Source organism: Pseudomonas sp. B12(2026) (assembly GCF_057767015.1).
In genome coordinates, this window is sequence record NZ_CM173430.1 from 4,534,448 (window position 1) to 4,556,021 (window position 21,574).

The following is a 21,574-nucleotide window of genomic DNA, read 5'->3' on the forward strand; positions in this document are numbered from 1 at the left end:
GCGAGCTTGCTCGCGAACCCGCCCCGTGCGCCTCGCCCTCCCGGCGAACGCCACGGTCTCCATCCGATTGCATCGATTCACCCGTATTTCAGATTCGCGGGCAGGACTCCCGCACGCCGACGTCCTGCCCCCTGGAGCGTGCCCCATGACCACTCCCGCTGTTCAATTCACCCAGGTCTCCCGCCAGTTCGGCGAGGTGAAGGCCGTTGACCGGGTGTCCATCGACATCCGGGACGGCGAGTTCTTCTCCATGCTCGGCCCGTCCGGCTCGGGCAAGACCACCTGCCTGCGCCTGATCGCCGGCTTCGAGCAGCCCAGCGCAGGCTCCATCCGCATCCACGGCGAGGAGGCCGCCGGCCTGCCGCCCTACCAGCGCGACGTCAACACCGTGTTCCAGGACTACGCGCTGTTCCCGCACATGAGCGTACTGGAGAACGTCGCCTACGGCCTGAAGGTGAAAGGCGTGGGCAAGGCCGAGCGCCTCAAGCGCGCCGAAGAGGCGCTGGGCATGGTCGCCCTGGGCGGCTACGGCGTGCGCAAGCCGGTGCAGCTCTCCGGCGGCCAGCGCCAGCGCGTGGCCCTGGCGCGCGCGCTGGTCAACCGTCCGCGCGTGCTGCTGCTCGACGAACCCCTCGGCGCGCTCGACCTCAAGCTGCGCGAGCAGATGCAGGGCGAGCTGAAGAAGCTGCAGCGCCAGCTGGGCATCACTTTCATCTTCGTCACCCACGACCAGAGCGAAGCGCTGTCCATGTCCGACCGCGTGGCGGTGTTCAACAAGGGCCGCATCGAGCAGGTCGACACCCCGCGCAACCTCTACATGAAGCCGGCCACGCCGTTCGTGGCGGAGTTCGTCGGCACCTCCAACGTGCTGCGCGGCGACCTCGCCCAGAGCCTGACCGGCAACGCCCAGCCCTTCTCCATCCGCCCCGAGCACATCCGCTTCGCCAACGGCGAGCGCGGCGCCTCGGACATCGAGATCAGCGGCCTGCTGCACGACATCCAGTACCAGGGCGCGGCGACCCGCTACGAGATCCGCCTCGACAACGGCCAGAACCTCTGCCTCAGCCAGGCCAACAGTCAATGGTCCGGGATCGACCTCGCCCACCAGCCGGGCCAGCGCGTGACCGCCCGCTGGGCGCGCGAGGCGATGGTGGCGCTGCACGAGGGTGCCTGACATGGAACTGACGATGAACGCCCCGCTGCCGGCGGCCGGCAATGGCCCGCTGCGGCGCCTGTCGAACCTGCTGTACCGCAGGCCGACGCTGTACCTCTCGCTGCTGCTGATCCCGCCGCTGCTGTGGTTCGGCGCGATCTACCTGGGCTCGCTGCTGACGCTGCTGTGGCAGGGCTTCTACACCTTCGACGACTTCACCATGACGGTGACGCCGGACCTGACCCTGGCCAACTTCGGCTCGCTGCTGAGCGGCGCCAACTTCGACATCATCCAGCGCACCGTGCTGATGGCCGTGGCGGTGTCCATCGCCAGCGGCGCGGTGGCCTTCCCCATCGCCTACTACATGGCGCGCTACACCAGCGGCAAGACCAAGGCGTTCTTCTACATCGCGGTGATGATGCCGATGTGGGCCAGCTACATCGTCAAGGCCTACGCCTGGACCCTGCTGCTGGCCAAGGGCGGCGTGGCCATGTGGTTCGTCCAGCACCTGGGGCTTGAGCCGGTGCTGAACCTGCTGCTGGGCATTCCGGGGATCGGCGGCAACACGCTGTCGACCTCCAGCTTCGGGCGCTTCCTGGTGTTCGTGTACATCTGGCTGCCGTTCATGATCCTGCCGATCCAGGCCTCGCTCGAACGCCTACCGCCGTCGCTGCTGCAGGCCTCGGCGGACCTCGGCGCGCACCCGGGCCAGACCTTCATGCAGGTGATCCTGCCGCTGTCGATCCCGGGCATCGCCGCCGGCTCGATCTTCACCTTCAGCCTGACCCTGGGCGACTTCATCGTGCCGCAGCTGGTGGGCCCGCCGGGCTACTTCATCGGCAGCATGGTCTACGCCCAGCAGGGCGCGATCGGCAACATGCCGATGGCCGCCGCCTTCACCCTGGTGCCCATCGTGCTGATCGCCGTGTACCTGTCCATCGTCAAACGCCTGGGGGCCTTCGATGCACTCTGACAAAGCCTCCTGGGGCCTGAAAGCGGCCGCCTGGGGCGGGCTGGTGTTCCTGCACTTCCCGATCCTGATCATCTTCCTGTACGCCTTCAACACCGAGGACGCGGCCTTCAGCTTCCCGCCCAAGGGCTTCACCCTGCACTGGTTCAGCGTCGCCTTCGCGCGCCAGGACGTGCTCGAAGCCATCGAGCTGTCGGTGAAGATCGCCGGCGTCGCCACCCTGATCGCCATGCTCCTGGGCACCCTGGCCGCGGCCGCGCTGTACCGCCGCGACTTCTTCGGCAAGGAAGGCATCTCGCTGATGCTGATCCTGCCGATCGCCCTGCCCGGCATCATCACCGGCATCGCGCTGCTCTCGGCGTTCAAGGCCCTCGGCATCGAGCCGGGCATGCTGACCATCGTCATCGGCCACGCGACCTTCTGCGTGGTGATCGTCTACAACAACGTCATCGCGCGCTTCCGCCGCACCTCGCACAGCCTCATCGAAGCCTCGATGGACCTGGGCGCCGACGGCTGGCAGACCTTCCGCTACGTGATCCTGCCGAACCTCGGCTCGGCGCTGCTGGCGGGCGGCATGCTGGCCTTCGCGTTGTCCTTCGACGAGATCATCGTCACCACCTTCACCGCCGGCCACGAACGCACCCTGCCGATCTGGCTGCTGAACCAGCTGGGCCGCCCGCGCGACGTGCCGGTGACCAACGTGGTGGCGATGCTGGTGATGATCGTGACCATGCTGCCGATCCTCGGCGCCTACTACCTGACCAAGGGTGGCGAAGGCGTGGCCGGCAGCGGCAAGTAACCCAGAACCCCTCAGGCCCGCCGGCGTGTTCGCCGGCAGGCCCCGACAAGAAAGAACCGACGCGAATTTGCACCACGTTCCTGAACGAGAGGACCCCACCATGCAAACCAAACTGCTGATCAACGGCCAACTGGTCGCCGGCGAAGGCGAGAAGCTCGCCATCCTGAACCCGTCCCTGGGCACCACCCTGGTGGAGATCGCCGAAGCCACCCCGGCCCAGGTCGACGCCGCCGTGCTGGCCGCCGACGCCGCCTTCGCCAGCTGGTCGCAGACCGCGCCGAAGGAGCGCTCGCTGCTGCTGCTGAAGCTGGCCGACGCCATCGACGCCAACGCCGAGGAACTGGCCCGCCTGGAGTCCAGCAACTGCGGCAAGCCCTACGCCGCTGCGCTGAACGACGAACTGCCGGCGATCGCCGACGTGTTCCGCTTCTTCGCCGGCGCCAGCCGCTGCCTGCAGGGTTCCGCCGCCGGCGAATACCTGCCCGGCCACACCTCGATGATCCGCCGCGACCCGGTGGGCGTGGTCGCCTCCATCGCCCCGTGGAACTACCCGCTGATGATGGCCGCGTGGAAACTCGGCCCGGCCCTGGCCGCCGGCAACACGGTGATCCTCAAGCCGTCCGAGCAGACCCCGCTGAGCGCCCTGCGCCTGGCCGAGCTGATCACCGGAATCTTCCCCGCCGGCGTGGTCAACATGGTCTTCGGCCGCGGCCCGAGCGTCGGCGAGCCGCTGACCACCCACCCGAAGGTGCGCATGGTCTCGCTGACCGGCTCGGTCGCCACCGGCAGCCGCATCATCTCCGGCACCGCCGACACCGTGAAGCGCATGCACATGGAGCTGGGCGGCAAGGCCCCGGTGATCATCTTCGACGACGCCGACATCGACGCCGCCGTGGAAGGCATCCGCACCTTCGGCTTCTACAACGCCGGCCAGGACTGCACCGCCGCCTGCCGCATCTACGCGCAGAAGGGCATCTACGCCAGGTTCGTGCAGAAGCTGGGCGAAGCCGTGGGCAGCATCCGCTACGGCGAGCAGGACGACCCGGACACCGAGCTCGGCCCGCTGATCACCCAGCAGCACCTGGAGCGCGTCGTCGGCTTCGTCGAGCGCGCCCGCCAGGTGCCGCACATCGAAGTGGTCACCGGCGGCAAGCGCGCCGACCGCGCCGGCTTCTTCTTCGAGCCGACCGTGCTGGCCGGCGCCCGCCAGGACGACGAAGTGGTACGCCGCGAAATCTTCGGCCCGGTGGTCTCGGTCACCGAGTTCGACGACGAAGCGCAGGCGCTGGCCTGGGCCAACGACTCCGACTACGGCCTGGCCTCCTCCGTGTGGACCCGCGACGTCGGCCGCGCCCATCGCCTGTCCGCCCGCCTGCAGTACGGCTGCACCTGGGTCAACACGCACTTCATGCTGATCAGCGAAATGCCCCACGGCGGCATGAAGCTGTCAGGCTACGGCAAGGACATGTCGATGTACGGCCTGGAGGACTACACCGCGATCCGCCACGTGATGTTCAAGCACTAAGCCGTGAACGCCGGGCCCTCACACGAGGGCCCGGCGCTTTTCGGCGCCGCGCGCGCTCGTCGCCAGCGCGCGGCCCGGCACGCACCCGCACTACGCTGAAATTTCCGGCGTCACGCTTTTGCGTGGCGCCGCCCGAACGGCCGTCCGGCCGACAACCCGCGGGCACGCCCGCAACGGAGGCAAGCATGCGTCACCTCGTCAGAGCGTTTTACCTGCTGTCGCTGTTCACCTTTGCTGGTCTCGTACAGGCAGCAGAGTCGCCAAAACAGATCGTCGACGCCTACATGGCGGCGTGGAACGCCCACGACGCCGAGAAGGCCGCCGGCTACCTGGCCAAGGACGCGGAGTACTTCGACGTCACCGTCGGCACCCCGCAGAAAGGCCGCGAAGCCGCGCGCGACAATGTGATCAAGGTGTTCGTGGGGGCCGTGCCGGACCTGAAATGGAAGATGAACGGCACGCCGATCGTCGACAAGGACGGCATCGCCTTCCAGTGGACCTTCAGCGGCACCAACACCGGCGCCTGGGACGCCCAGACCCCGGCGACCAACAAGCCGCTGTCGTTCGACGGCGTGAGCTACGTGAAGGTGAAGGACGGCAAGATCGTTTACCAGGGGGACTATTACGACGCCCTGGGCCTGCACAAGCAGTTGGGTTGGTAATGGGGTTTCGACCGGCTGCGCGTCGACCGGTCGTACGCCAGAACCGCTATTGTAGGAGGGGTGGAGCGCAGCGATGCCCATGCCGCCAGCGCGAAGCTCGATGGGTATCGCTGCGCTCCACGCCATCCTGCGACCAGCCTCACCGCGCCTCCGGGCGCGGCTGACACAAGAAGAACCGAGGCCCTCGCCTTCACCTGCCCTCATCCGCCATCAGCAGTGTCCCATTCCATGTCGACCACACTCGAAAAACGCGCCGCCAGCGCCGAAGACAACTCCAGCACCCGCTCCACCATCGACCAGGTCAAGCAGCTGATCGCCGACCTCAACGTGCGCTGGACGCAGATCAGCAAGGTCTCCGACGTCATCAAGCAGATCGCCAGGAACACCAACCTGGTGGCGCTCAACGCCGCCATCGAAGCCGCCCGCGCCGGGGAAAGCGGGCGTGGTTTCGCCGTGGTGGCCGACGAGGTGCGCCGCCTGGCGACCCAGTCGGCCGACGCCACCGCCGACATCGGCAACGTCGTCGCCGCGATCAGGAACGAAAGCGCCCGCGCCCTGGCCGACGTCGAGCAGGCCGAGCACTCCAGCCTGCTGGACACCGCCCGCGTGGTGCTGGCCAGCGAGGCGCAGCGCCTGGAAGCGCGCTTCGCGGTGATGGCCACCGCGCTCTACGGCCTGAAGAACTTCATCCTCGGCATGCAGGCGCGCGGCCTCGGCCCGCAGCGCGAGCAGATCGACGCGGTGATGCACGAATACCTGAACCGCAACGCCGACCTGCTGGCCTTCGCCTGCGGCTGCGAACCCAACGCCTTCGATGGCCGCGACGCCGAGTTCGCCAACGCGCCGGGCCACGACGCCAGCGGCCGCATCATGGCCTACTGGCACCGCGGCAGCGGCGTAGCCCAGCGCGAGTGCCTGGTGGGCTACGACAAGGCCGACGGCAGCGGCGACTGGTACCAGATCCCCCGCGACAAGGGCCGCGACGTGTTCATGGAGCCCTACGAATACAGCGTCGGTGGCAGCACGGTGCTGATGACCTCGTTCATGACGCCCATGCATGCCAACGGCCGCTTCCTCGGCATCCTCGGCGCCGACTACACCCTGCACCAGCTGCAGGAAAGCCTCGGCAAACTCAGCCCGATGGGCAACGGCCAGTACGCGCTGATCTCCAACGCCGGCGTCTACGTCACCCACCCCGACGCCCGCCGCCTCGGCGACAAGGCCAGCGAACTGCCCGCCGAAGCCCGCGACGCCATCGCCCGGGGCAAGGCCTGGGAACAGCTGAAAGGCCAGCGCGTGCACCTGCTGCAACCGATCCGCGTCGGCGACAGCGATGCGCCCTGGGCGCTGCTGATGGGCTTCGAGCTGGCGAAGGCCGCGGAGTGATGGCCGCCAGGGGCGCCCTTCGGGCGCCTTTCGCGGACAAGGTCCGCTCCTACGACGGACCTGCGTCGCCCGCTCCGCTCTCGTAGGAGCGGAGCTTCTCCGCGATGCTCTTCTTCTCCCGAGCCAGCCACGCACCCGGGGCGCTGCTGATGGGCTTCGAGCTGGCGAAAGCCGCGGAGTGATGGCCGGCAGGGGCGCCCTTCGGGCGCCTTTCGCGGACAAGGTCCGCTCCTACGACGGACCTGCGTCGCCCGCTCCGCTCTCGTAGGAGCGGAGCTTCTCCGCGATGCTCTTCTTTCCGCAAACGCAGGCCTACGCCTCGATGATCACCTTCAGCGCCTTGTTCTGCGCCGCCCTGCCGAAGGTGGCGTAGGCGTCGAGGATGTCCGCCAGCGCGAAGCGGTGGGTGATCAGCTGTTCCGGGCGCAGCTTCCCGGCCTCCACGCTCTTGAGCAGCATCGGCGTGGTCACCGCGTCCACCAGCCGCGTGCGCAGGGTGATGTTGTGCGACCACAGGCGCTCCAGGTGCAGCTCGACCGGCGCGCCATGGACGCCGAGCACGGCGATGTCGCCACCCGGGGCGATCAGGTTCTCGCAGAGGCTGAAGGTGGCCGGCACGCCCACCGCCTCGATGGCGCTGTCCACCCCCAGGCCGCCGGTCAGCGCCAGGACCTTCTCCACCACCTGCGCGTCGCCGGCGTTGAGGCAGTCGGTGGCGCCGAAGCCGCGGGCGACCTCCAGGCGGTTGTCGTCGAGGTCGATCATGATGATCCGCGCCGGCGAGTAGAACTGCGCGGTGAGCAGCGCCGCCAGGCCCACCGGCCCCGCGCCGACGATGGCCACCGTGCCGCCGGGCTGCACCCGGCCGTTGAGCACGCCGCATTCGAAGCCGGTGGGAAGGATGTCGCTGAGCATCACCATGGCTTCCTCCTCCACGCCGGCGGGCAGGTGATAGAGGCTGGTGTCGGCGTGGGGGATGCGCACCTTCTCGGCCTGGGTGCCGTCGATGGTGTGACCGAGGATCCAGCCGCCGGTGCGGCAGTGGGAGGTCATGCCCTTGCGGCAGAAGTCGCACTTGCCGCAGGCGCTGATGCAGGAGATCAGCACGCGGTCGCCCGCCTTGAACTGGCTGACCGCCGCACCCACCTGCTCCACCACGCCCACGCCTTCGTGGCCGAGGATGCGCCCGGGGGCGCAGGTCGGCACGTCGCCCTTGATGATGTGCAGGTCAGTGCCGCAGAGGGTGGTTTTCACCAGCCGCACCACGGCGTCGCCGGGTTGCTGCAGCTGCGGGTCGGGCCGATCTTCCAGGGCGATGTCGCCGACACCGCGATATACCAGCGCTTTCATGGTCGAGCTCCTCTGCGGATGGACTCGACAAGGCTAGGCGCTGCGCCGGCGCAGCAGCCTGACTCCGATCAACGGCGCCGTTCAGTGGCGCTCCGGCAGCTCCGTGATATGGATTTCCGTCACCAGCGCCGGCTTCACCAGCGGCGTGCGCGACAGCAGCGGGCAGTAGCGCGCCAGGGCACCGATCAGTTCCCACTGGGTGTCCAGCGACTTGGCCAGCACGTCCACATCCGCCAGCACCCGCTGGCCCACGCGCTGCAGGTGCGGGTCCGGGCTGTGGCCGAGTTCCACCGACAACTGGGTGATCAGCGTGCTGAGGTTGGACATGTTGCGGGTGGCGAGGGCGAGGATATTCGCCAGCAGGGCAATTTCCGATTGCGGAATGCCGGCAGGCGTCGACGATGCGTCCATGCGTGCTCCGGTGGGTGGTTGCGCAGTCCTTGCGCGAGCACGGCAAGCCTAGCACCGGAATGACGCTCTGCGACAGGCGTCACATTTCATTTTTTGTCTGACCGGGATCGCGCGGGGCAGGCCCGCGCGCCCCGGCCATCGGTCAGGCCTCGCCGAACGCCTTGCGCTGTGGCGTGCCGCGCTGGGCGGCGCGCAGGTACTGCGGCGGCCACGGGACCGGCTGGCCGCCCAGCTCGTCGGCGGCATGCAGCGGCCAGTAGGGGTCGCGCAGCAGCTCGCGGGCCAGCAGGATCAGGTCGGCCTGGCCGGTGCGCAGGATGTGCTCGGCCTGCACCGGCTCGGTGATCATGCCGACGGTGCCGCTGGCCACCCCGGCCTCCTGGCGCACCCGCTCGGCGAACTGCGTCTGGTAGCCCGGCCCCACCGGAATCTCGGCGTTCACCGCGGTGCCGCCGGAGGACACGTCCACCAGGTCGACGCCCAGGTCCTTCAGGCGGCGCGCCAGCTGCACGGTCTCGTCGGGGTTCCAGCCGTCCTCCGCCCAGTCGGTGGCGGACACCCGGACGAACAGCGGCAGTTCCTGCGGCCACACCGCGCGCACCGCCTCGGTGACTTCCAGGAGGAAGCGGATGCGGTTCTCGAAGCAGGTGCCGTACTGGTCGCGGCGCTGGTTGGACAGCGGCGAGAGGAACTGGTGCAGCAGGTAGCCGTGGGCCGCGTGCACCTCGGCGACCTTGAAGCCGGCGGCCAGGGCGCGCTCGGCGCCGCTGACGAACTGCTGCTTGATGGTCGCCATCTGCTCCTCGGTCAGGGCGGTCGGCACGGTGTGCTTAGGGTCGAAGGCGATGGCCGAGGGCGCCACCGGGGTCCAGCCGCCTTCGTTGAGCGGCACCGAGCCGTGCTTGCCCAGCCAGGGCGCCCAGGTGCTGGCCTTGCGCCCGGCATGGGCGAGCTGCACGCCGGCCACCGCGCCCTGAGCCTCGAGGAAGCGGGTGATGCGGCGCAGCGGTTCGATCTGGGCGTCGTTCCAGATGCCCAGGTCCTCGGCGCTGATCCGCCCGTCCGGGGCGATGGCGGTGGCTTCGACTATCACCAGGCCGGCGCCTCCCACGGCGCGGCTGCCCAGGTGGACCAGGTGCCAGTCGTTGGCCAGCCCGTCCTGGGCCGAGTACTGGCACATGGGCGAAACGGCGATGCGGTTGGGCAGGGTCAGCTGGCGCAGGGTCAAGGGCTCGAACAACAGGCTCATGGCGGAACTCCCTTATGGTCGTCAGTTCTTGTTCTACAACTGTAGACCGGGATCGCCTCGGGCGAAGCGGGCAATCGTCGCCCGCCGCCGTGTTTCATCGCCCGCCCGCACCTGGCGCGCCGCCGTCAAACGCGGGGGCTTGCTGCACGCGCGCCGGTGCGGACGCCGGCCTCAGCGCGGCGCGATATGCGCCACCATCAGCTGCACGCTTTCGTTGCCGCGGAACTCGTTGACGTCGAGCTTGTAGGCCACTTCCGCCCAGCGCACGGTGGGGTTGGGCCAGATGTCGCGGTCGATGTTGAAGGCGATGGCGTCCAGTTGCAGCGAGCCGCATTCGGTCTTCAGCACCAGCTTGAGGTGGCGCTCGCCGACGATGCGCTGCTGGACGATCTGGAACACGCCGTGGAACAGCGGCTCGGGGAAGTGCTGGCCCCAGGGGCCGGCCTGGCGGATCGCCCGCGCCAGCTCCAGGTGGAACTCCTCGGCGCCGAGCTGGCCGTCGGAGAGCAGGCGGCCGGTAAGGTCGTCCTCGTCCAGCTGGCGGCGCACTTCGGCATCGAAGGCCGCGGCGAAGGCGCCGAAGTTTTCCTGCGGCAGCGACAGGCCGGCGGCCATGGCATGCCCGCCGAACTTGCTGATCAGCCCCGGATGGCGCGCGGCCACGGCGTCCAGCGCATCGCGGATGTGGAAGCCCGGCACCGAGCGCGCCGAGCCCTTGAGGCTGCCGTCGCCGGCGTCGGCGAAGGCGATGGTCGGGCGGTGGTAGCGCTCCTTCAGGCGCGAGGCGAGGATGCCGATCACGCCCTGGTGCCATTCGGCGTCGAACAGGCACAGGCCGAAGGGCATCTCCTCCTCCGGCAGTTCCTTGAGCTGGGCCAGCGCCTCGCGCTGCATGCCCTGCTCGATGGCCTTGCGGTCCTGATTCAGCCCGTCGAGCTGCGCGGCCATGTCACGGGCCAGGCCCTCGTCCTCGCAGAGCAGCAGTTCGATCCCCAGCGACATGTCGTCCAGGCGGCCGGCGGCGTTCAGGCGCGGGCCGAGGATGAAGCCCAGGTCCGTGGAGGTGATCCGCCGGCAGTCGCGCCCGGCCACTTCCAGCAGCGCGCGCAGGCCCGGACGGGCGCGGCCGGCGCGGATGCGCGCGAGGCCCTGGTGCACCAGGATGCGGTTGTTGGCGTCCAGCGGCACCACGTCGGCGACACTGCCCAGGGACACCAGGTCGAGCAGTTCGGCGAGGTTCGCCTCGGCGATGCCGCGCGCGGCGAACCAGCCGCGCTCGCGCAGGCGCGCGCGCAGGGCGAGCATCACGTAGAAGATCACGCCGACGCCGGCCATGGCCTTGCTGGGGAAGTCGCAGCCGGGCTGGTTCGGGTTGACGATGGCGTCGGCGGCGGGCAGCTCCGGCCCCGGCAGGTGGTGGTCGGTGACCAGCACGCGCAGGCCGGCGGCCTTGGCGGCGGCCACGCCGTCGATGCTGGAGATGCCGTTGTCCACGGTCACCAGCAGGTCCGGGCGCTTCTCCAGCGCCACGGCGACGATTTCCGGGGTCAGGCCGTAGCCGTATTCGAAACGGTTCGGCACCAGGTAATCGACCCAGGCCGCACCGAGCATGCGCAGCGCCAGCACGCCGACGCTGCTGGCGGTGGCGCCGTCGGCGTCGAAGTCGCCGACGTAGAGAATCCGCTGGCCCTGCTCCAGCGCATCGACCAGCAGCTCCACCGCCGCGTCCACGCCCTTGAGCTGCTGGTACGGGATCAGCCGCGCCAGCCCCTTGTCCAGCTCGGCGGCGCTCTGCACGCCACGGGAGGCGTAGAGGCGGGTCAGCAGCGGCGGCAGGTCGCCCAGGTCGGGCAGGGTTTGCGGGAGCGGGCGGGATTCGATGCGCATGGGTGTTCCAGTTGTAACTTGTCTATATGTCGCCCGGAGCTTGCGAGCTAGAGCCGGGCAAGGCGGCGGCAGGCTTGGGCGGCGGAGTTTGCTGCAGCAAATGAGCAAGCCCGAGCCTGTCGCCAACGCAGCCCGGCCGACGCGCAGCAGCTCCGGATCAGCGTTCGCCCATCAGCCATTCCACCTGCAGCTCGTGCTGGCCGCGCTCGTCGGTGACGAAAACGGTCCCTTCGCTGATCATCACGGTCCAGTTGATCGAGCGCGGCAGGTCGCGGGAGATTTCCTCCAGCGGCTCCTGGGGCATGGCGACGACGTTGAGGTTCTTCAGGTGGCGCACGCTGTCGAGCACCTTGGTGGTCCACACGCGCAGGTTGCCGTAGGCGACCAGGGTCAGCTTCTCGCAGCGGCGCGAGCACCAGGTCAGGCGGTCGGCGTCCGGCTGGCCGACTTCGATCCAGTGCAGCACGCGGTCGTCCAGGCTCTTTTCCCACAGCGAGGGCTCTTCCACGTCCGACAGGCCGCGGCCGAAGGCCAGCTGCTCGTTGTACCAGATGACGTAGGCGAGCAGGCGCACCGCGAGACGCTCCTCGGTTTCCGAGGGATGGCGGGCGACGGTGAAGCGCAGGGTCTCGTAGACCCCACGGTCGAGGTCGGTCAGGCTGATGTCGGCTTTGTAGGGGGTGGCGGGCAGGGCCATGGTGATTCCCGGCGATTTTTCGAAGGCGGCAAGTCTACCGCGAAAGCGCCGACCGAGGGTCGATCACTCGCGGCCGCGGCGGTCGGTTCCCGGCTCCGGCGCGGCCAGTTCGATGCGGTTGCGGCCCTTGGCCTTGGCGGCGTAGAGCGCCTGGTCGGCCAGCGACAGCAGGCGCGGCAGGTCGTGGCCGGCCTCGCGGGTGGTGGCGATGCCGATGCTGACGCTGAGCTGGCCTTCGCCCATGAACGGCAGTTCGGCGAATTCGCGGCGCACCCGCTCGGCCACCTGGCAGGCGCCTTCGGCATCGGCGGACACCAGCAGGCAGACGAACTCTTCCCCGCCGATGCGCGCGAACAGGTCCTGCTTGCGCATGCGCGAGGCGGTGATGCGGCTGAACTCCACCAGCACGCGGTCGCCGGCGGGGTGGCCGAAGGAGTCGTTGAGGCGCTTGAAGTTGTCCAGGTCGCAGAGCAGCAGCGAGGCCTGCTCGCCGCGCTCGGCGCACAGGCGCAGCACGCGCTCGCCGGAGTCCATGAAGGCGCGGCGGTTGCCCACGCCGGTCAGCGGGTCGCTCAGGGCGGCGCTGCGGAACTGCAGTTCGGCGCGCTCCTTGACCATCGCCAGGGTGGCGAAGGCGATGCCGATGGCGAAGAGCATGGTCTCGAAGACCAGCAGGGTGAAGAAGGTCGAGCCCTGGCCGTTGGTCGCCACGCTCTCGAACGGCATGCCGCGGTCCACCGCCAGGCGTACGACATAGGTGCCGGTATGGAAGAACATCAGCGCCAGGATCGGCCGCAGCTCCACCTCCAGCTTGTGGCGGCTGCGCAGCAGTTCGCCGATCGAGGCCAGGCAGTAGGCGATGGTGATCAGGGTGGCGACCACGACCCGCGCCGACAGCGAGCCGTAGAACGCCGGCCAGAGGCACAGCAGCGCCCAGGCTGCCGCGCCGGCGCAGATCAGCGGCCAGTGCGGGCGACGTCCGGTGAACACCCGCATGGCGGTCCAGTTCATCCCCGCGCAGAGGTGCAGGATGACGTTGCTCAGCAGGATCGGCACCAGATCGATGCCCATGCCGCGCAAGGTGCTCAGGAAGGTGCCGAGCGCGCCGAGCAGCAGCGCCGCGCTCATGTAGCCCAGGGTCGGCTCGCGGCGGCCGCTGTGCCAGGCGAACGCCATCAGCAGCCCGACCAGGGTCAGCACGTAGAGATCGACCACGACCAGCGTCGGCAGGCTCAGGACCATGCCACCCCCTTGCCCTCCGCCTGCACGCATCCCGGAGGGAGCGCCGGAAGGCTGGGAAAGCGGGATGACGGAAGCGCGCGCATCGGGGTTACCCTGCCCTGGGTCGGACGAGCTGACGGGAGTGTCCTCGGATGTGATTACTCTACGCGCGCCCATCGCCGGCGCAAAGCACCGACGCGGACGGCCGGCCCGGCGGCCTGTTCGAACGCCCGCGCAGGCGGTAGAGTCCGCCGATCACCCGCCGAACGGACCGACCGATGAACGACACCGCCAAACCCCTCGCCGGCCTCAAGGTCATCGAACTGGGCACGCTGATCGCCGGGCCCTTCGCCTCGCGCCTGTGCGCGGAGTTCGGCGCCGAGGTGATCAAGGTCGAGTCGCCCGACGGCGGCGATCCGCTGCGCAAGTGGCGCAAGCTCTACGAGGGCACCTCGCTGTGGTGGTTCGTGCAGGCGCGCAACAAGCGTTCGCTGACGCTGAACCTCAAGCACGAGGCCGGCCGCGAGGTGCTGAAGAAGCTGCTGGCCGAGGCCGACATCCTGATCGAGAACTTCCGCCCCGGCGTACTGGAAAAGCTCGGCCTGGGCTGGGAGGTGATCCACGCGCTGAACCCGAAGCTGGTGATGGTGCGCCTGTCCGGCTTCGGCCAGAGCGGCCCCTACAAGGACCAGCCGGGCTTCGGCGCGGTGGGCGAATCCATGGGCGGGCTGCGCTACATCACCGGCTTCGAGGACCGCCCGCCGGTGCGCACCGGCATCTCCATCGGCGACTCCATCGCCGCGCTGTGGGGCGTGATCGGCGCGCTCATGGCGCTGCGCCACCGCGAGGTCAACGGCGGCCAGGGCCAGGTGGTGGACGTGGCGCTCTACGAGGCGGTGTTCGCCATGATGGAATCGATGGTGCCGGAGTTCGACGTGTTCGGCTTCATCCGCGAGCGCACCGGCAACATCATGCCCGGCATCACCCCCTCCTCCGTGCACACCAGCGCCGACGGCCGGCACGTGCAGATCGCCGCCAACGGCGACGCGATCTTCCGCCGCCTCATGCTCGCCATCGGCCGCGCCGACCTGGCGGACGATCCACAACTGGCGGACAACGCCGGGCGCGACCAGCGGCGCGACGAACTGTACGGGGTGATCGACCGCTGGGCCCGCTCGGAGCCCCTGGACAAGCTGCTGAGCGTGCTGGGCGAAGCCGAGGTGCCGGCCAGCCGCATCTACTCCGCCGAGGACATGTTCGCCGACCCGCAGTTCCTCGCCCGCGAGATGTTCCTCTCGGCGAAGCTGCCGGACGGCAAGCCGTTCCGCATGCCGGGCATCGTGCCCAAGCTGTCCGACACCCCCGGCTCGGCCGACTGGATCGGCCCCGGCCTGGGCGAGCACACCGATGAAGTGCTCGGCAGCCTCGGCTACGACGCCGCGGCCATCGCCGCCCTGCGGCGCGACGGCGCCGTCTGAGCGGCCGCGCAGAAACACGAACGCCGCCCCAGGGGCGGCGTTCTGCCTTGCACGGGCGCTTCACGCCCCGTAGCTGAGCACCTGGGCGCGCTGGCGCAGGGCGACGATCACATCGTCCTCCATCCGCCCCTCCTGGATCAGCAGGTCGCGGCGCACCGACTGGATCGCTTCCTCGCGCTGGTTTTCGTCGGCCAGCTGCCGGCCGTCGATCACCCGGCGCAGCACCACATCGCCCGCGTCGTTGGTCAGGGTCAGGATGCGGCCGCCGTCGGGGCGCGCCGGGCCCAGGGAGGGGGTGTGGGGAGCGAAGGTCTCGGTCAGCAGGGCACTCAGCCGGTCCATGTCATATCTCCTTGTTGCAAAATGAAAAAATCTGAAGAGAAGACCCCGCGGCTGGTGATTAAGTTCGTCTTTTCAGTACCGTTGGTCCATAAAACCGTAACAGTCGCCCATGAAAAAGCCCGCCATTCAGGCGGGCTTTTTCATCGATCCGTGATGGATCAGAGCGGCTTGCCGCGGTTGCCGTGGGCGCTGACAAAGGCCTGGACCTTGGCCAGTTCGTTCGGCAGCACGGTGCAGCGCTCTTCGCGCTGGAACAGGTCGGCCAGGTGCGCCGGCAGCGCCGGAACGGCCTCGATGCCGGCCTTCTCCACCGCTTCCGGGAACTTGACCGGATGCGCGGTGCCCAGGGTGACCATGGGCACGGCCAGGCTGCGGCGGCATTCGCGGGCCGCGCGCACGCCGATGGCGGTGTGCGGGTCGAGCAGCTCGCCGCACTCGGCGAAGACCTGGGCGATGGTCTCGCAGGTTTCCTCGTCGTTCACCGCCAGGGAGTCGAACAGGCGGCGCGCCTCGGTCCAGCGGTCATCCTCGACGGCCAGCTTGCCGGTGGCCTTGAAGGTGTCCATCAGCTCGGCGACAGCCTTGCCATTGCGGCCGTGCAGGTCGAACAGCAGGCGCTCGAAGTTGGACGAAACCATGATGTCCATCGACGGCGACAGCGACGCGTGCAGGGTGTCCTTGTCGTAGCGGTTGCCGGACATGAAGCGGTGCAGGATGTCGTTGCGGTTGGTCGCCACGATCAGTTGGCTGACCGGCAGGCCCATGTTGCGCGCCAGGTAGCCGGCGAAGATGTCGCCGAAGTTGCCGGTGGGCACCGAGAAGGCCACGGAGCGGGCCGGCGCGCCGAGCTGCAGGGCGGCGTGGAAGTAGTAGACGATCTGGGCCATGATCCGCGCCCAGTTGATCGAGTTGACCGCCACCAGGCGGGTGCCTTTCAGGAAGCCCTGGTCGGCGAAGCTGGCCTTGACCATTTCCTGGCAGTCGTCGAAGTTGCCTTCGATGGCGATGTTGTGGATGTTTTCGCCGAGGATGGTGGTCATCTGCCGGCGCTGCACCTCGGACACGCGGTTGTGCGGGTGCATGATGAAGATGTCGACGTTCTCGCAGGCCTTGCAGCCTTCGATGGCTGCCGAGCCGGTGTCGCCGGAGGTGGCGCCCATGATCACCACGCGCTCGCCGCGCTTGGTCAGAATGTGGTCGAGCAGGCGGCCGAGCAGCTGCAGGGCGAAGTCCTTGAAGGCCAGGGTCGGGCCGTGGAACAGCTCCAGCACCCACTCGTTGCCGTTCAGTTGGCGCAGCGGCGCCACGGCGTTGTGGGCGAAGACGCCGTAGGTCTCCTCGAGGATCTTCTTGAAGTCGGCGTCGGAGATGCTGCCGGCGACGAACGGGCGCATCACCCGGAAGGCCAGCTCGTGGTACGGCAGGCCGGCCCAGGAGGCGATTTCCTCGACGGTGAAGCGCGGCAGGTTTTCCGGCACGTAGAGGCCGCCGTCGCTGGCCAGGCCAGCCAGCAGCACGTCTTCGAAGTTCAGCGCGGGCGCCTGGCCGCGGGTACTGATGTAGCGCATTTCTTCAAACCTTCGGTTTGAGCCGCAAGCTTCAAGCTTCAAGCTGCAAGCGGAGCACCTGCTTGCAGCTTGCGGCCTGTGGCTTGCCGCTCCGAGTTAATTGAGCTGTTCGACGCGGATGCGTACGACATTGCCGACCACGTCATCCAGCGCTTCCAGCGCGGCGATGGCTTCGATGATGCGGGACTCGAGCACGCGGTGGGTAACCAGGATCATCGGTACCAGACCGTCATGCTCTTCGACTTCCATCTGCATGATCGATTCGATGTTGATGCCGCGCTCGGAGAGGATGGTCGCCACCTGGGCCAGTACGCCCGGATGGTCCTTGGCCTGGATGCGCAGGTAGTAGGCGCTTTCGCAGGCGTCGATCGGCAGGATCGGGTGGTCGGAGAGCGCGTCCGGCTGGAAGGCCAGGTGCGGCACGCGGTTCTCCGGGTCGGCGGTCATGGCGCGAACCACGTCCACCAGGTCGGCGACCACCGAGGAAGCGGTGGGCTCCATGCCGGCGCCGGCGCCGTAGAACAGCGTGGAACCGGCGGCGTCGCCGTTGACCATGACCGCGTTCATCACGCCGTTCACATTGGCGATCAGGCGGTCGGCCGGGATCAGGGTCGGGTGCACGCGCAGCTCGATGCCGGCGTCGGTGCGGCGGGCGACGCCCAGGTGCTTGATGCGGTAGCCCAGCGCCTCGGCGTAGTTCACGTCGGCGGTGGTCAGCCTGGTGATGCCTTCGGTGTAGGCCTTGTCGAACTGCAGCGGAATGCCGAAGGCGATGGACGCCAGGATGGTCAGCTTGTGCGCGGCGTCGATGCCTTCGACGTCGAAGGTCGGATCGGCTTCGGCGTAGCCCAGCGCCTGGGCTTCCTTGAGCACGTCGGCGAAGGTGCGGCCCTTCTCGCGCATCTCGGTGAGGATGAAGTTGCCGGTGCCGTTGATGATGCCGGCCAGCCAGTTGATGCGGTTGGCGGCCAGGCCCTCGCGGATCGCCTTGATCACAGGGATGCCGCCGGCCACGGCGGCTTCGAAGGCGACGATGACGCCCTTCTCGCGGGCCTTGGCGAAGATCTCGTTGCCATGCACGGCGATCAGCGCCTTGTTCGCGGTGACCACGTGCTTGCCGTTCTCGATGGCCTTGAGGACCAGCTCGTGGGCCAGGGTGTAGCCGCCGATCAGCTCGACGACGATATCGATTTCCGGGTTGTTCGCCACGTCGAAGATGTCGGCAGTAATGGGGGTACTACCGGTTTCGCACTTCGGGTTGGGGCGACGGGCGGCAATCTGCGCAACCTCGATACCACGCCCGGCACGGCGGGCAATCTCCTCGGCGTTGCGTTTGAGTACATTGAAGGTACCGCCACCGACGGTCCCCAACCCACAGATTCCCACTCTCACCGGATTCACGCTGAAACTCCCCATGATTACAGCAGCAGGGTGCCTGACGCAGCGTGCCCGCAACGAGGCGGGCACAGTGGTCAGGCACCAGGATCGAACCGGGCCCGGGCCCGGTCCATTGTCAGAAGGAACCGCACATTACGAAGCGGTTCTTTATTAGTCAATCCAGGCGCAGCCCGCGGCTTACTTGGCCTGCAGGGCCAGCTTGGCGATCTGGCCGGCCGGCTGGTAGCCCGGCAGCATCTGGCCGTTGGCCAGGATGATCGCCGGGGTGCCCTGCACACCGACCATCTGGCCCAGTTCCAGTTGCTTGTTCACCGGGTTGTCGCACTTGGCGGCCTTCACTTCCTTCTCATGGAACATGTCGGTCATCGCCGCCTGGCGGTCCTTGGAGCACCAGACGGCCTGCAGTTGCGCATCGCCCGGCGAGTTCGGCCCCTGGCGCGGGAAGGCCAGGTAGCGCACTTCGATGCCGCGCTTCTGCAGCTCCGGCACTTCGGCGTGCAGCTTCTGGCAGTACGGGCAGGTGGTGTCGGTGAAGACGGTGATGTGCGCCTTGGTCTCGCCCTTGGCCGGGAAGACCACCATGTCCGCGGTCGGAATGGCGTTGATGGTCTTGGCCACGCCGGCGCTCTCGGCCACCTCGGTCAGGTTGGTCGGCTTGCCGTCCTTCACCTGGTAGATGTTGCCCTGGACGACGAACTGGCCGTCGGCGCTGGCATAGAGCACGCGGCCGCCCTTGAGCTGCACCTCGTAGAGGCCTTCCAGGGGCGCCTTGGCGATGCTTTCGATGGGCAGGTCAGGCTGCAGGGACTGCAGGGTGCTGCGGATCGCCTGGTCCGGCTCGGCAGACAGGGCAAGGGTGCTGACGAGGCCGAGGGCCGCGCCAGCCAGAAGTCGGGACAAACGCATGGAAAACTCCTGAGGTCAGTCGGCGAAGACTATCACACCGGGCCGGCAAGACCGAGCCAAAGGCTGTAGCAGGAAGCTTCGGCGGCAGAGCCGTTGCTTTTTGCAGGAGCGAGCTTGCTCGCGAACCGCCTGACGCCAAATCTCACCGGGAAACGTGGTTCGCGAGCAAGGATTCTCCCGCTCACCCACGCGGGTGATGCTGGGCATGCAGGTCCTGCAGCCGCGCCCGGGCGATGTGGGTGTAGATCTGCGTGGTGGAGAGGTCGCTGTGCCCCAGCAGCATCTGCACCACCCGCAGGTCGGCGCCGTGGTTGAGCAGATGGGTGGCGAAGGCATGGCGCAGGGTGTGCGGCGACAGGCTCTTGCCGATGCCTGCGACCTTCGCGTGCAGCTTGATGCGGTGCCAGAAGGTCTGCCGGGTCATCTGCTCGCCGCGCAGGCTGGGGAACAGCACATCGCTCGGCCGGCCGGCCAGCAGGTCGCCGCGCGCCTCGCGCACGTAGCGCTCGATCCAGCGGATCGCCTCCTCGCCCAGCGGCACCAGCCGCTCCTTGCTGCCCTTGCCGACAACGCGCACCACGCCCTGGCGCAGGTTGACCTGTTCCAGGGTCAGCCCCACCAGCTCACTGACGCGCAGTCCGCAGGCATAGAGCACTTCGAGCATGGTGCGGTCGCGCAGGCCGAGCGGGTCGTCGGTCTCCGGCGCCGCCAGCAGCGCTTCGACATCGGCCTCGGAGAGCGACTTGGGCAACGGTTTGCCCAGTTGCGGCAGCGCCACCAGCAGCGTCGGGTCCTCGGCGATCAGCCCTTCCCGCAGGCAGTAGCGGTAGAAACCCCGCAGCCCCGAGAGGAAGCGCGCCGTGGAGCGTGCCTTGTAGCCCTCGCCCAGGCGCCAGGCCAGGTGATCGAGGATCACCTCGCGCCCCGCCGCCTCCAGCGCCACCCCGCGCTCGTCGAGCCAGCCGTTGAACAGCGCCAGGTCGCTGCCATAGGCGCTACGGGTGTTGTCGGAAAGGCCCTTTTCCAGCCAGAGGGTGTCGAGGAAGCGGTCGATGGAAGGATGTGGCTGCGGCTTCATAGGGAAAATCGTTGCGTTCCGGGGCCGTTAGTCTTCCACAAGCCCGCCCGTCAGGGCCATTGGAAACCCCCGGGAACCCGGCTATCCCTATAGGAAACACCCCCACGGTGCCGGACGACCGGCAACATCGGCCTATCTTTTGGCTGGTGACAGTAGCAGTCCGGCAGGCAATGATTTCACAACGCCATCATTCCACCCGCGAAGTCACGTCCATGTCCAGTCAACAGCACTCCCGCCTCGGGCAGATCCTGATCAGCAAGGGTCTGATCACTTTCCAGCAGCTGGAGCAGGCCATCCTGCTCCAGCTCGGCAACGGGCTGCGGCTGGGCGAGACCCTGATCCAGCAGGGCTGGATCAGCGAGCGCCAGCTCGCGCGGGCGCTGAAGAAGCAGAGCAACCTGCGCCTCGCCGCGACGCTCGTCGCGGCGCTGCTCAGCCCGTTCCAGCTGGCCAGCGCGGATATGCAGCGCCAGGCCCCGGCCAGCATCACCCGCCAGGAGATGCCCAGGGGCCTCAAGCCGCTCAGCGACCGTGAGATGAGCGACGTCAGCGCCCAGGGGTTCGACGACACCTTGCAGAGCCTCCTGGTCAGCGCGGAAGGCGGCGACGGCGCGGATACCGTCAAGCAGCTCGCGCGGCTGGTGCTGCCGGTGGTGGACAGCCTGGACGCCGAAACCTCCATGCGCGACGTGCAGTACGACACCCTGCACGCCTCCTCGACCCTCAACGCCGATGGCTCGATCAACGTGCGCCTGCCCAGCTCCATCGGCGAAGTGCGCTTCGACAACATCCGCGTCGCCCACGCGCCGAAGACCCAGAGCATGGGTAGCCTGAGCCTGCAGAACATCGACCTGTCCCAGGCCTCGCTGAAGATCAGCCTGCGTCACTGAGGCCTGCTTGAAATGAAGGAAGGCGCCCATGGGCGCCTTCCTTCATTTCACGTCAGGATCAGGCCTCGAAACCGGGCAGGACCGGCACCGGGCGCTTGTCGTCGTCGATGGCGACGAAGCTGAACAGGCCGTGAATGGCCTTCTCGCGACCGTCGGCGGCCATGCTCTCGACGAACACCTCCACCTCGACCTTGAGGCTGGTGTTGCCCACCGTCACCACCCGGCCGACCAGCTCGACAATGGAGCCGGCGGGGATCGGGTGCTTGAAGTCGATGCGGTCGGTGGACACGGTCACCAGCGGCAGCCGGCAGAACCGGGTCGCGGCGATGAACGAGACTTCGTCCATCCAGGCCAGCGCGGTGCCGCCGAACAGGGTGTTGTGGTGGTTGGTGGTGGGCGGGAAGATCGCCTTGGTCACGCGGGTTTCCGCCAGCGCTGTGCGGCGGAGGATTTCTTGCTCTCGGGGGCTCATGCCACTGCTACCTGATGCAATGAGGGTGGCTGCCGGTGCTGCGGGTGTTGTGCTTCTAATGCGCTGCCGGGGGCAGATGGGGCGGCCGGACCAGTCGGCCGGCAAATTCCGGGCATGAAAAAAGCAGCCCTC

The 21,574-nt window shown here is 68.2% G+C and carries 20 protein-coding genes and 1 pseudogene; 9 read left to right on the forward strand and 12 right to left on the reverse strand.

Features of this window, described 5'->3' with window-relative positions:
• Positions 1–145 precede the first annotated feature (145 nt).
• The 7 genes and pseudogenes from AC3B6A_RS21120 (at position 146) to AC3B6A_RS21150 (ending at position 6,495) form a co-directional block, all read left to right on the forward strand.
• The gene (locus tag AC3B6A_RS21120) at positions 146–1,174 is read left to right on the forward strand and encodes an ABC transporter ATP-binding protein (RefSeq protein WP_488399055.1); all 1,029 of its coding nucleotides are present in this window, start codon (positions 146–148) and stop codon (positions 1,172–1,174) included.
• Position 1,175: 1 nt separating this feature from the next.
• Positions 1,176–2,126 carry an ABC transporter permease gene (locus tag AC3B6A_RS21125; RefSeq protein ID WP_488399056.1) on the forward strand — a complete coding sequence of 317 codons (951 nt, stop codon included), beginning with the start codon at positions 1,176–1,178 and terminating at the stop codon, positions 2,124–2,126.
• Positions 2,116–2,922 (forward strand): ABC transporter permease, encoded by an 807-nt coding sequence (locus AC3B6A_RS21130; protein ID WP_488399057.1) that lies wholly within the window; start codon positions 2,116–2,118, stop codon positions 2,920–2,922. The genes AC3B6A_RS21125 and AC3B6A_RS21130 overlap by 11 nt, the downstream gene beginning before the upstream one ends.
• Positions 2,923–3,022: 100 nt before the next feature.
• On the forward strand, positions 3,023–4,447 hold the full coding sequence (locus tag AC3B6A_RS21135; RefSeq protein WP_488399058.1) for a gamma-aminobutyraldehyde dehydrogenase: 1,425 nt from the start codon (positions 3,023–3,025) through the stop codon (positions 4,445–4,447).
• A gap of 185 nt (positions 4,448–4,632) precedes the next feature.
• Positions 4,633–5,109: an ester cyclase gene (locus AC3B6A_RS21140; protein WP_488399059.1), complete on the forward strand. Its 477-nt coding sequence runs from the start codon at positions 4,633–4,635 to the stop codon at positions 5,107–5,109.
• Positions 5,110–5,337: 228 nt separating this feature from the next.
• A pseudogene (locus AC3B6A_RS21145) lies at positions 5,338–5,631 on the forward strand (methyl-accepting chemotaxis protein); the annotation flags it as partial.
• Between the two features lie 33 nt (positions 5,632–5,664).
• Complete coding sequence (locus tag AC3B6A_RS21150; RefSeq protein WP_488403662.1) at positions 5,665–6,495, forward strand: PDC sensor domain-containing protein; 831 nt, start codon at positions 5,665–5,667, stop codon at positions 6,493–6,495.
• A gap of 312 nt (positions 6,496–6,807) precedes the next feature.
• Here AC3B6A_RS21150 and AC3B6A_RS21155 read toward each other — a convergent pair whose 3' ends face one another.
• From AC3B6A_RS21155 to AC3B6A_RS21180, 6 genes are all read right to left on the reverse strand, one after another.
• The gene (locus AC3B6A_RS21155) at positions 6,808–7,845 is read right to left on the reverse strand and encodes a zinc-dependent alcohol dehydrogenase family protein (RefSeq protein ID WP_488399060.1); all 1,038 of its coding nucleotides are present in this window, start codon (positions 7,843–7,845) and stop codon (positions 6,808–6,810) included.
• A gap of 81 nt (positions 7,846–7,926) precedes the next feature.
• A complete protein-coding gene (locus AC3B6A_RS21160; protein ID WP_488399061.1) occupies positions 7,927–8,256 on the reverse strand; it encodes a hypothetical protein in 330 nt (109 codons plus the stop codon).
• Between the two features lie 142 nt (positions 8,257–8,398).
• Positions 8,399–9,505 (reverse strand): NADH:flavin oxidoreductase/NADH oxidase, encoded by a 1,107-nt coding sequence (locus AC3B6A_RS21165; RefSeq protein WP_488399062.1) that lies wholly within the window; start codon positions 9,503–9,505, stop codon positions 8,399–8,401.
• 171 nt (positions 9,506–9,676) lie between these two features.
• Entirely contained in the window at positions 9,677–11,392 is a 1,716-nt protein-coding gene (gene recJ / locus AC3B6A_RS21170) for a single-stranded-DNA-specific exonuclease RecJ (protein WP_488399063.1), read from the reverse strand.
• A gap of 157 nt (positions 11,393–11,549) precedes the next feature.
• Positions 11,550–12,089, reverse strand: a complete 540-nt coding sequence (locus AC3B6A_RS21175; protein WP_488399064.1) for a YaeQ family protein — start codon at positions 12,087–12,089, stop codon at positions 11,550–11,552.
• Between the two features lie 63 nt (positions 12,090–12,152).
• Positions 12,153–13,331, reverse strand: coding sequence for a GGDEF domain-containing protein (locus AC3B6A_RS21180; RefSeq protein ID WP_488399065.1), 1,179 nt, complete (start codon positions 13,329–13,331; stop codon positions 12,153–12,155).
• Positions 13,332–13,588: 257 nt separating this feature from the next.
• On the opposite strand from AC3B6A_RS21180, the gene AC3B6A_RS21185 reads away from it, so the two are divergent.
• A complete protein-coding gene (locus AC3B6A_RS21185) occupies positions 13,589–14,788 on the forward strand; it encodes a CaiB/BaiF CoA transferase family protein (RefSeq protein WP_488399066.1) in 1,200 nt (399 codons plus the stop codon).
• A 60-nt stretch (positions 14,789–14,848) separates the two neighbouring features.
• On the opposite strand, the gene AC3B6A_RS21190 is transcribed toward AC3B6A_RS21185, so the two are convergent.
• The 5 genes from AC3B6A_RS21190 to xerD all read right to left on the reverse strand — a co-directional run bounded on the left by AC3B6A_RS21190 (position 14,849) and on the right by xerD (position 20,080).
• A complete protein-coding gene (locus AC3B6A_RS21190; protein ID WP_488399067.1) occupies positions 14,849–15,130 on the reverse strand; it encodes a DUF3509 domain-containing protein in 282 nt (93 codons plus the stop codon).
• A 158-nt stretch (positions 15,131–15,288) separates the two neighbouring features.
• The gene (gene thrC / locus AC3B6A_RS21195) at positions 15,289–16,698 is read right to left on the reverse strand and encodes a threonine synthase (protein ID WP_488399068.1); all 1,410 of its coding nucleotides are present in this window, start codon (positions 16,696–16,698) and stop codon (positions 15,289–15,291) included.
• Between the two features lie 96 nt (positions 16,699–16,794).
• A complete protein-coding gene (locus AC3B6A_RS21200; RefSeq protein ID WP_488399069.1) occupies positions 16,795–18,099 on the reverse strand; it encodes a homoserine dehydrogenase in 1,305 nt (434 codons plus the stop codon).
• A 174-nt stretch (positions 18,100–18,273) separates the two neighbouring features.
• Positions 18,274–19,002: a DsbC family protein gene (locus AC3B6A_RS21205; protein WP_488399070.1), complete on the reverse strand. Its 729-nt coding sequence runs from the start codon at positions 19,000–19,002 to the stop codon at positions 18,274–18,276.
• A gap of 181 nt (positions 19,003–19,183) precedes the next feature.
• Positions 19,184–20,080, reverse strand: coding sequence for a site-specific tyrosine recombinase XerD (xerD, locus tag AC3B6A_RS21210; RefSeq protein ID WP_488399071.1), 897 nt, complete (start codon positions 20,078–20,080; stop codon positions 19,184–19,186).
• Between the two features lie 212 nt (positions 20,081–20,292).
• On the opposite strand from xerD, the gene AC3B6A_RS21215 reads away from it, so the two are divergent.
• Entirely contained in the window at positions 20,293–20,970 is a 678-nt protein-coding gene (locus AC3B6A_RS21215; protein ID WP_488399072.1) for a cyclic di-GMP-binding domain-containing protein, MshE-related, read from the forward strand.
• 58 nt (positions 20,971–21,028) lie between these two features.
• Here the strand turns inward: AC3B6A_RS21215 and AC3B6A_RS21220 are convergent, their stop codons facing one another.
• Positions 21,029–21,442 (reverse strand): acyl-CoA thioesterase, encoded by a 414-nt coding sequence (locus AC3B6A_RS21220; protein WP_488399073.1) that lies wholly within the window; start codon positions 21,440–21,442, stop codon positions 21,029–21,031.
• Positions 21,443–21,574 lie beyond the last annotated feature (132 nt).